Below are 9305 nucleotides of genomic sequence, written 5' to 3' on the forward strand. Positions count from 1 at the left end.
TGCTCATGTTGCTCTTGCCACTCACTACCTGAACTGCTTCCTCCGGGACCGTCCGTCCCAGTATCAGGCTGTCCAGTTCAGCGGGGGAACTTCACTCGCGACACCGTGACGCGACACCGGCGCCCATGCGGTCGAACGGGCCGCGACATACCTCGGACGGTGTCCCACCTTCCTTGGGAATAGCCCGGGGGTGACGTACGCTGAGAGACATACATTGGTCGACCAATAAAGATGGGCCAGATGGCGCCGACTGGTCGGCACAACGTCCCCCCGCTGATGTGAACCCCTGAAGAGGTCCGCGATGTCCGTACAGTCCTTCACCGCTGACAACGCCGCGCTGCTGCTCATCGACCACCAGGTCGGCACGATGGGATGGGTCGGCTCCACCTCCTTCGAGGAGATGAAGCGCAACGCCCTCGGCCTGGCGAAGGCCGCCAAGGCCATCGGCATGCCGGTGGTCCTGACCTCCTCGATGGAGGAGTACGCCCAGGGCCCGCTGCTGTCCGAGCTCGCCGAGATCGCGCCCGAGGAGTTCGCCGCGCGCGTCAAGCGCCAGGGTGTCGTCAACGCCTTCGACGACGAGAACTTCGGCGCCGCGGTCAAGGCCACCGGCCGCCGCAACCTGATCATCGCCGGTGTCACCAACGACGTCTGCACCGTCTACCCGACCCTGTCCGCCCTGCAGGAGGGCTACCAGGTCCAGGTCGTCGCCGACGCCGGCGGCTCCCCCACCAAGATGGCCGACGACATCGCCATCCGCCGCATGGACAAGGCCGGCGCCACCATCACCTCCACCAACCAGCTCCTCGCCGAACTGGCCCAGAACTGGACCACCGAACGCGGCGGCAAGATCCTCCCGATCGTCGCGAGCCTCATGCCCCAGCAGTGAACCCGTCGGCGGTCGACCGTACCGCCCGGGGCCAGCCCGACCGGCCGGTCCCGGGCGGTACGGCGGCCGGCCGCAGAACGACGGTCATCCACGCGTGTCGAGGCAGGCCTCGCAGCCGCCCCGCCCACCACCCCTTTTGTCTCATCGCTCGGGAGAGCCACGTGCAGTTCGGCATATTCACCGTCGGCGACCTCACCGCCGACCCCACCACCGGCAGGATCCCGACCGAACACGAGCGCATCAAGTCGATGGTCGCGATCGCGCTCAAGGCCGAGGAGGTCGGCCTCGACGTCTTCGCCACCGGTGAGCACCACAACCCACCCTTCGTGCCGTCCTCGCCGACGACCATGCTCGGCCACATCGCGGCGCGCACGGAGCGGATCATCCTCTCCACTTCGACGACCCTGATCACCACCAACGACCCGGTGAAGATCGCCGAGGACTTCGCGATGCTGCAGCACCTGGCCGACGGCCGGGTCGACCTCATGATGGGACGCGGCAACACCGGCCCGGTCTACCCCTGGTTCGGCAAGGACATCCGCCAGGGCATCCCGCTCGCCATCGAGAACTACGCGCTGCTGCACCAGCTCTGGCGCGAGGACGTGGTCGACTGGCAGGGCCGCTTCCGCACCCCCCTCCAGGGATTCACCTCCACCCCCCGACCCCTGGACGGCATCCCGCCGTTCGTCTGGCACGGCTCCATCCGCAGCCCCGAGATCGCCGAACAGGCCGCCTACTACGGCGACGGCTTCTTCGCCAACCACATCTTCTGGCCCACGGAGCACTTCCAGCGCCTGGTCAACCTCTACCGCGAGCGCTACGCCCACTACGGCCACGGCACCCCCGAGCAGGCCGTCGTCGGGCTCGGCGGCCACGTCTTCATGCGCAGGAACTCCCAGGACGCCGTACGGGAGTTCCGCCCGTACTTCGACCACTCGCCCGTCATGGGCGGCGGGCCGTCGTTGGAGGAGTACGTGGAGCGGACCCCGCTCACCGTGGGCAGCCCGCAGGAGGTCATCGACAAGACCCTGACCTTCCGCGAGCACTTCGGCGACTACCAGCGCCAGCTCTTCGCCGTCGACGCGGCCGGGCTGCCGCTCAAGACCGTCCTGGAACAGCTCGACCTGCTCGGCGAGGAGGTCGTCCCCGTCCTGCGCAAGGAATTCGCCACCGGCCGCCCCGCCCACGTGCCGGACGCCCCCACCCACGCCTCGCTGCTGGCCCACCGCGACACCCTGGCCCTCAACGACCGTGAGGAGAGCGTCAAGTGAGCAACCATCGACCTCTGCGGCTCGCGGTCGTCTCGGCCGGCCTGAGCGTCCCCTCGTCCACCCGGCTGCTCGCCGACCGGCTCACCGAGGCCCTCCGGGAGCAACTGGTTCGGGACGGGCGCGATATCGACGTGCGGATCGTCGAACTGCGTGACCTGGCCGCCGACATCGCCGACAACCTGGTGACCGGCTTCCCCTCACGCCCCCTGGCCGAGGCCGTCGAGGCGGTCACCGCGGCGGACGGCCTGATCGCCGTCACCCCGATCTTCGCCGCCTCCTACAGCGGTCTGTTCAAGTCCTTCTTCGACGTCATCGACAACGACGCCCTCACCGGCAAACCCGTACTCACCGCCGCGACCGGCGGCACCGCACGCCACTCACTGGCCCTGGACCACGCAGTGCGCCCGCTCTTCGCCTACCTGCGCGCGGTCGTGGTGCCCACCGCCGTGTACGCCGCCTCGGAGGACTGGGGCGGCAACGGCGACCCGCTCACCGACACCCTGCCCACCCGCATCGTCCGCGCGGCGCGCGAGCTGGCCGCGCTGATGCGGGACCTCCCCGGTGGCGGCGTCCGCTCCGCCGACGAGACCGCCGTCGTGCCCTTCGCACAGCAACTGGCCGCCCTGCGGCTGGAATAGGCATCGTCGATGGGCACCCACCGCCAGCCTGGGGGCCGGGAGGTGCCCCCAGGGTGAAGGCTGGGGGAGAGCTCACCATCACAAGATGCGCGTGGCGCGAAGCGCTCGCCGAGCTCTGCGAGACGGTCGCATCGGCGTCCGCCGTCGGACGGGCCACGGCCGGGTGACGCGATCTGCCGCCAGGCACGAGTGGACGGCAGCACCGCCGTGCTGTCGAAGTGCTGCACATCAGCGCCTCGATGACGACCAGTCGGTGGCAGAACACGAACGGGCCGGCCCCTCAGTGAGGGGCCGGCCCGTTCGTTGTGGTCAGTTCAGGGTCGGGTAGTCGGTGTAGCCTCGCTCGTCGCCGCCGTAGAAGGTGGCGCGGTCGGGCGTGTTGAACGGACCGCCCTGGCGGAGCCGGTCCGGCAGGTCCGGGTTGGCCAGGAACAGCGCACCGAAGGCGATCACGTCGGCGGTGCCGTCCTCGACCAGCTCCAGCGCCTCCGGGCCGGTGGGCTCGGGGTGGGTGAAGGGGTTGAGGACGAAGGCCCCCGACAACGAGGCCAGCTGGATCCAGATACCGGGTGCAAACGAGCTGAGTCATAAGGCGATCAGCCATCTGAGCCCTGGCTGTTGCGCGACCCGTACGCGTAGGTGCGACGGAGGAGTCGGCTGGGGTCGCGCTGGCTGCTTATTCCGCTGCCTGCAGGGCGATGTCGCGGGCTGCTGGTTGAGTGTGCTGGACCCTGAAGGGTGTCTCTACTGCCGTGCGGTGGCTGAGTAGCGGCTTTGCAAGCGGTCGCCTTACGGGCATGATCGCGGTTCGTGGGTCTGTGACTGCTGTACTTGATCTTCTGCCGGGTGTTGGACTGGCTGACACTACTGGGGCACTTGTCAGCTGCGAGAAACGCCGAGATCCTCGCCCTGCGTCACGAGGTCGCCTTGTTCCGCCGCCAGGTCGGGCGGCCATGGATGTCGTGGGCAGACCGCGCCGTACTCTCCGCTCTCACGCGCCATCTGCCGCCCGCCACCCGCGGACGTGCCAGTCGCGGTGCGCGTGCCAAGCATCCGATCTTGCCTGACGATTCGTCAGTAAAGTCAGCATTGGGTCAGCATTGGTCCTGTCGGACGCTGTCACGGATGGTCGAACCGTGTGATGCGTCGAGCGCGGTGGCGAGCATCGAGCGGGGCCTGTCCGGAGTGTGCGGGGGATGGCTTGGGCGGGGGCGCGGTGGCTTGGGTCACCGCACACCTCGCCCATCGAACGTGCAGGTCAGCGCACGCGTCCGCGCGGCTTCAGCGGGGTGCCGGGGAATTCCGGGGCGGGCAGGCGGTCGCCCGGGTAGCCATGGACCTCGCCGAAGCGGCCGGAGTTCGCGGAGTCCATCCAGTCCTCGCGGGCTTGGGTAATATCGTCGTCCGACCGCCCGATGAAGTTCCACCACATGACGATCTCCTCCTCGAAGGGCGTGCCGCCGAGGAGGATGAGGCGGGCCTCGGTGTCGCCGGTGTTGGTGAGGGTCAGGGTGGTGGGGCCGGGCGCGAGGTAGCCGAGATCGGCGGGGTGCAGCGCGGTTCCGGCGAGGCGGAGGTCGCCGTGGTCGACGAGGACGCCGTGCTCGAAGGTGGGGTCGAGGGCGAGGGCGAGGGTGACGGTGGCGTGCGGGTGGAGGGTGAGTTCGGCGCCGAGGAGGGGGGTGAAGGTCGGGACGGGGGAGGTGTCGTCGGCCAGGGTGCCGAGGAAGACGCGGGCCTCGCCGCCGTCGAGGGGGACCGGTCGGGGGCTGTGGTGGTGGAAGTCGCGGGCGGTGTGGCGGTGCTCGTCGGGCAGGGCGACCCAGAGCTGGACGCCGTGCAGGACGGTGGTGGCGGGGGTGGAGACCTCGGAGTGACAGATGCCGTGGCCGGAGGTCATCAGGTTGAGCTCGCCGGGGCGGACGAAGGCGTGCACGCCGAGGCTGTCACGGTGCTCGATCTCGCCGGTGAAGAGCCAGCTGACCGTCTGCAGGCCGGTGTGGGGGTGCGGGGCGACGTCCATCCCGCCCGTGCGCGCGACGTCGTCGGGGCCGTAGTGGTCCACGAAGCACCAGGCGCCGATCATCCGGCGCGAGCGGTGCGGCAGGGTGCGGCGGACGGTCATCGCGCGAGGTCCGCCGAGCGGGACGTCCCGGGCGGTCAGGACCTCCACCTGCGGGTCCTGCGGCTGAGCGGCGGGGCGCGGCTCGGTCTCTGCGGTGCTCACGGTGGTGATCCCTCCCACGGTGGAGAATGGTGGCGGATAGTTCCAGATTCAACTATTATGACATGGCACAGTGACAGGCAACAGCAAGCGGGTGGAGGAGTCCAGGTGAGTGACGTGACGGTCGTCCCGGTGGAGCGGCGGGTCTTCATCGACAAGCAGAGCCCCACGGCCTACCGGGCGCAGCTCGCGGCCGCCGAGGCGTCGCGGGCGGTCGCGGCGGAGGCCGGACTGGACCGGCGGCTGGTGGAGCTGGTCAACCTGCGGGTGTCGCAGATCAACGGCTGCGCCTACTGCCTGCACGTGCACACCCGGGCCGCGCTGCGTGAGGGCGAGACCGCCCAGCGGCTGGGCGTGCTGCCGGCCTGGCGGGACACGGAACTGTTCACCGCGCGGGAGCGCGCCGCGCTGGCGCTGGCCGAGGCGACCACGACTCCCTCGGACGCGGCCCTGCAGCAGGCCGCCTACGGCGTCGCGCGCGAGACGCTGACCGAGGAGGAGATCTCGGCGGTGATCTGGGTCGCGATCGCCATCAACGCCTTCAACCGGGTGTCGATCATGAGTAAGCACCCGGTCCGTCCGGCCCCGGGTCAGTAGCAGGCCTACTCGCACAGCCCCCCGTTCGGCGCACGCCCTACTTTGGTGGGCGGCTCGGAAGTTCCTCCATCGCCCGAGCATCGACCCAGGCCGACCAGCCGTTGGAACAGACGATGTGCGCCCAGTCGCCCGCGCGTTCCAGTAGCTGAAGCTCGACCCGCGCGTCGATCCTGGTCACCGGATCCAGGGTGGGATCGGGCGCGACCCAGGCGGACATGCCGCCCTGCGGGACCAGGTGGGTCGGTGTCCAAGGCCCGCCGACGCGCGGTGGGGACGGCCGCGGCGGCGCGGGTTGTCGGGAGGCCGGTACCCAGGCTGCGGCCGGCTCGTAGACCTGCTCGGGCAGCGTGACCTCGGGGATGGAAAGCAGGAAGTCCCGGGTCACCACGGCCGCCTCCGCGAGATCGAGCGCCCGCAGCGCGAACCGGATGCCGGACCAGCCGGCGGGGGCCCTGGTCAGTCCCTGGCTGAGCAGGGCCCACAGCACCGACTGGGTCACGATGAAGAGCAGCAGCTCTTCCTGCCCGACGGGCCGGTCGTCCGCCCAGCCAACGAGCTGGATGTCGTGCAGCGACAGGGTGCTGATCCAGGTGGAGAGCGAGGCGGCGAACATCGTGAAGGCTAGCGACGGCTCGTAGCGCGGTGGCTCAGTGCCGTCGACCGGCTGGAGGTGTCCGGCCTCGACGTACCGGCGCAGCTCCCGCTCGGCGATCTCCGGCGTGAACACCGGCAGCGTCACACCGGTGCGTCCGCCCGGGTGGGCGAGCAGCGCGAACAGCTCCCCGACGGCCCGGGCGAGCCAGCGCCGGTCTGCGACCAGGGCGGCGCCGCTCTGGGCGTCCAGCACATCGGCCGCCGACAGCGTGATCGGTGCCGGCTCGGCCCGCCGACGTGCGTAGGAACCGACGAACCCGCCCTTGAACGCATCGACCAGCGCGAGCAGGAAGGCGAGTTGCTCCGCGTCCATCTCCTCCTGCGGTGGCGGGATCGACACGGCCGCAGAGAACTGCAGCTGCCCCTGCACCCACTCGACGAGGTCGTCCTCGGCGTACGGGGTCAGCACCTCGTAGTCGTGGTCGAGCGAGGGCCGCAGGCCGGTGAACAGCTCGCCGACGCGGCGGGAGGAGTACAGCCTGCACGGGGAGGGCGCGGCATCGAACAGGGCACTGCGGGCGTCCACCACGCGGTCGGGAACGGCCAGCGGGGCGAAGGCCCGGCGTACGGTGGTCTCCGGCAGAACCCGGATGTCCCGCAGGATCTCGTCGGCCACGCGGGCGGGGCCCCGCCCGCCCTGGTCGCCGGGCGACAGCAGGTCGGGGAGCGGCGAGAGCAGGGCCGGCGGCGGCAGCCCGAGCTCGCCGACCAGCGGTCCGAACTCGGCCCGGTTGAGCGGAACGGTCCGGGTGAGCCCCCTGGGTATCGGGGCGGGGCGCGCTGCGTCGGCCGACGAGCGCAGTTGGGCGAGCGCCTCGGCGAGCGGTGTGCCACTGCTGAGCGGGAAGAGGGAGCCTGTCTCACGGACGACGGCGAGCGGACCGACCCCCACCAGCCGGTCGCGGTCCTCCCCACTCTCCAGATGCTTGCGGGTGTCGGGGAAGAAGACCCAACACCATCCCTCGTCCTTGGTGTTCGCGTCGACGACGGCCAACTCGGTCCGCATACCGACCGAGAGATTCTGCACGTACTCGGCTGCCGTGCGACGGGCCTGCGGGAGATCGACCACGGCCGTCACCTCCCTGTCTGGATCACGCCGAAGGCCACGTATCCCTGACCCATGAACTTCGCCTGGGCACCGCTCTGGAAGTCGATGAACTTCACGGTGCCGCCGTCGTTGACCACGTTGAAGATGTGCCCCGGCAGATCGTCCCCGCGGCTGGCGACGACGACGCCCCTCGAACCGGGCCCCCAGCTCTGCTGCACGAAGTTCTTGATGTCCTCCCGCGAGGACTGCATGGCCCAGCTGCCGCCCAGCGTGCCCGGCGCCGGCGGGGGCGTTCCAGGCGGAACCGGCTGGTTGAAGATCGTCTCGATCTGGGCCGGCGTCAGGCCGTTCCCGGGCGGGGCGGGCGGCATGGGGATACCCGCGAGTTTCGCGTCGCCCACAAGGGTGCAGTTCGGACAGTTCGTCGCCGTGGTGATCGGATCCCAGTCCTTCGGCGAAATGCTCTGGCCGGTGTCGGTGAAGAGGCTCGTCTTCGTGTAACCGACCGGCTTCCAGGACGGACCGCCGCCGTTGACGCCGGCCGCGAAGGCGTTGATGTCCGTGATGCCCTGAGTACCGGGAGTCCGGGACAGCGACTGGGACGGGGGCGGCGGGGGCGGCGGCTCCGGCGCGGGGGCGCGGGCGAGGCCGGTGGGAATGGACTTCGAGGGGGCGGGAACCGCCGGGGTGGCGGCCGGCCCGATGTTGTCGATGCCCACGGCGGACAGCGTCAGGGCGTTGAAGACGTCCTTGGCGAACCCCATCGCGATCGAGCCTACGCCGGCGGCCGGGGCCGCGTTGGGGTCGATCACCTGGCCGATGGTGGCCTGGTAGGCGGCCCGCAGCGTGTTGACCGGAAGCGTCGCGCTGGCCACTCCCCAGAGCGCCCCCGGCAGCCCGCCCTGCTGGTAGCCGATCCCCGCGCCTGGCACGGCCTGGCTGACGAGGTTGATGGCACCGACCTGCGCAGCGGTCGCTGCTCCGGCGGCGATGGCCAACGGCCCGGTCAGGATGCCTGCGGCGATGGCGAGGTGCTCCATGCCCTGGGCACCGGCCTCGTGCTCCTGCGCGGCGATGGCGTCCTGCTCAGCCGCGGCTGCTGCCGCCATCGACTGCCCCTGGGTCTGGTTGAACACGGCGGTGGTGAGCTGGCGCAGCTTGTCGGCGGTGTCGCTTCCGGGGGGCCCGGACTCGATCGTCTGCAGGACCCGGTTGGCCGCGTCGAAGTGGCCGGGCGGGAGGTGGTCGATCTGGTTGCTGAGGTAGTTCTCGTGGGCCTGGATGCCGTCGAGCTGGTGCAGGTAGTCGGTGTAGTCCTGGTCCCGCTTGGTGCCGGCGGCGAGGAGCTTCTTCATTCCGTCGTCGCGGGCCGTCTTGCGGGCTTCCAGTCCCTTCGTGTCGGCGTCCTGGAGGTTCTTCTCCAGGTCCGTGATGGTCTGCAGCTGGTCGGGCGTGAGGCCCTTGGCCGGGTCGATGTTGTCGAGCAGGCCCTGCAGCCGCTGCCAGTAGTTCGACGGGTGGTCGGGGTCGGGGTCGTAGTAGTTGGCGTCGCTCAGCGCCTGGAGCCGGTTCCGGATCGCCTGGGCGGGGTCGGGTGCGGGCGGCGGCGCGGGCGCGGGAGCGGTGGGCTGGTCGGCGGGAGCGGTGGGCTTGTCGGGTATGGGCTGGGCGTCCTGGCTGGGTCCTTCGTCCGGTGGCTCGGGGCCGGGCGGCAGGGCCGGGAGCAGCGGTGCCGGTTCCTCCGGTGGGAGTGCCGGGAGTGGTCCGGCGTCCACCGGGAGGTCCGCCCGCGCGCCGGGCAGGGTCGGGGCCGGGTCCGCCATCCCCTGTGCGTGGCGCCAGTTGAGGTACTGGTTGAGCTCGGCGTCGGTGGGCGGATCGGTGGAGCTGGGGTGGGTGGCGCGCCAGCGCTGGAAGGCCGGGTCGTCCAGCAGTCCCTGGATCCAGTTGTTGACTGCCTGGCGGTCGCCGGGTGGCATGCCGG

At 70.6% G+C, this 9305-nt stretch carries 7 protein-coding genes and 1 pseudogene; 4 read left to right on the forward strand and 4 right to left on the reverse strand.

The genetic code is table 11. The features are described from left to right. The first annotated feature begins 301 nt into the window (after positions 1–301). The 3 genes from ACGF12_RS37370 (at position 302) to ACGF12_RS37380 (ending at position 2798) form a co-directional block, all read left to right on the forward strand. Complete coding sequence (locus ACGF12_RS37370) at positions 302–889, forward strand: isochorismatase family protein (RefSeq protein ID WP_393040736.1); 588 nt, start codon at positions 302–304, stop codon at positions 887–889. Between the two features lie 161 nt (positions 890–1050). Beyond that, positions 1051–2160 carry an LLM class flavin-dependent oxidoreductase gene (locus ACGF12_RS37375; protein ID WP_393040739.1) on the forward strand — a complete coding sequence of 370 codons (1110 nt, stop codon included), beginning with the start codon at positions 1051–1053 and terminating at the stop codon, positions 2158–2160. Then, entirely contained in the window at positions 2157–2798 is a 642-nt protein-coding gene (locus ACGF12_RS37380; RefSeq protein WP_393040742.1) for an FMN reductase, read from the forward strand. The genes ACGF12_RS37375 and ACGF12_RS37380 overlap by 4 nt, the downstream gene beginning before the upstream one ends. 309 nt (positions 2799–3107) lie before the next feature. Here the strand turns inward: ACGF12_RS37380 and ACGF12_RS37385 are convergent. Beyond that, positions 3108–3335, reverse strand: a pseudogene (locus ACGF12_RS37385) (alkene reductase); the annotation flags it as partial. Between the two features lie 721 nt (positions 3336–4056). Next, the gene (locus tag ACGF12_RS37390; protein ID WP_393040745.1) at positions 4057–5025 is read right to left on the reverse strand and encodes a pirin family protein; all 969 of its coding nucleotides are present in this window, start codon (positions 5023–5025) and stop codon (positions 4057–4059) included. A gap of 105 nt (positions 5026–5130) precedes the next feature. Here ACGF12_RS37390 and ACGF12_RS37395 point away from each other — a divergent pair, with 105 nt between their 5' ends. Continuing rightward, complete coding sequence (locus ACGF12_RS37395) at positions 5131–5619, forward strand: carboxymuconolactone decarboxylase family protein (RefSeq protein WP_387631185.1); 489 nt, start codon at positions 5131–5133, stop codon at positions 5617–5619. A 37-nt stretch (positions 5620–5656) separates the two neighbouring features. On the opposite strand, the gene ACGF12_RS37400 is transcribed toward ACGF12_RS37395, so the two are convergent. After that, positions 5657–7342 (reverse strand): YrhB domain-containing protein, encoded by a 1686-nt coding sequence (locus ACGF12_RS37400; RefSeq protein ID WP_393040749.1) that lies wholly within the window; start codon positions 7340–7342, stop codon positions 5657–5659. A 5-nt stretch (positions 7343–7347) separates the two neighbouring features. Continuing rightward, a partial coding sequence (locus ACGF12_RS37405) for a toxin glutamine deamidase domain-containing protein (protein WP_393040752.1) occupies positions 7348–9305 on the reverse strand: 1958 nt, incomplete at its 5' end.

Source organism: Kitasatospora sp. NPDC048296 (genome assembly GCF_043201815.1).
Taxonomy (GTDB): domain Bacteria; phylum Actinomycetota; class Actinomycetes; order Streptomycetales; family Streptomycetaceae; genus Kitasatospora.

Coding starts and splice junctions, on each gene's coding strand:
- ACGF12_RS37370 (WP_393040736.1), top strand. CDS start 302: ATGTCCGTACAGTCCTTCACCGCTGACAACGCCGCGCTGCTGCTCATC.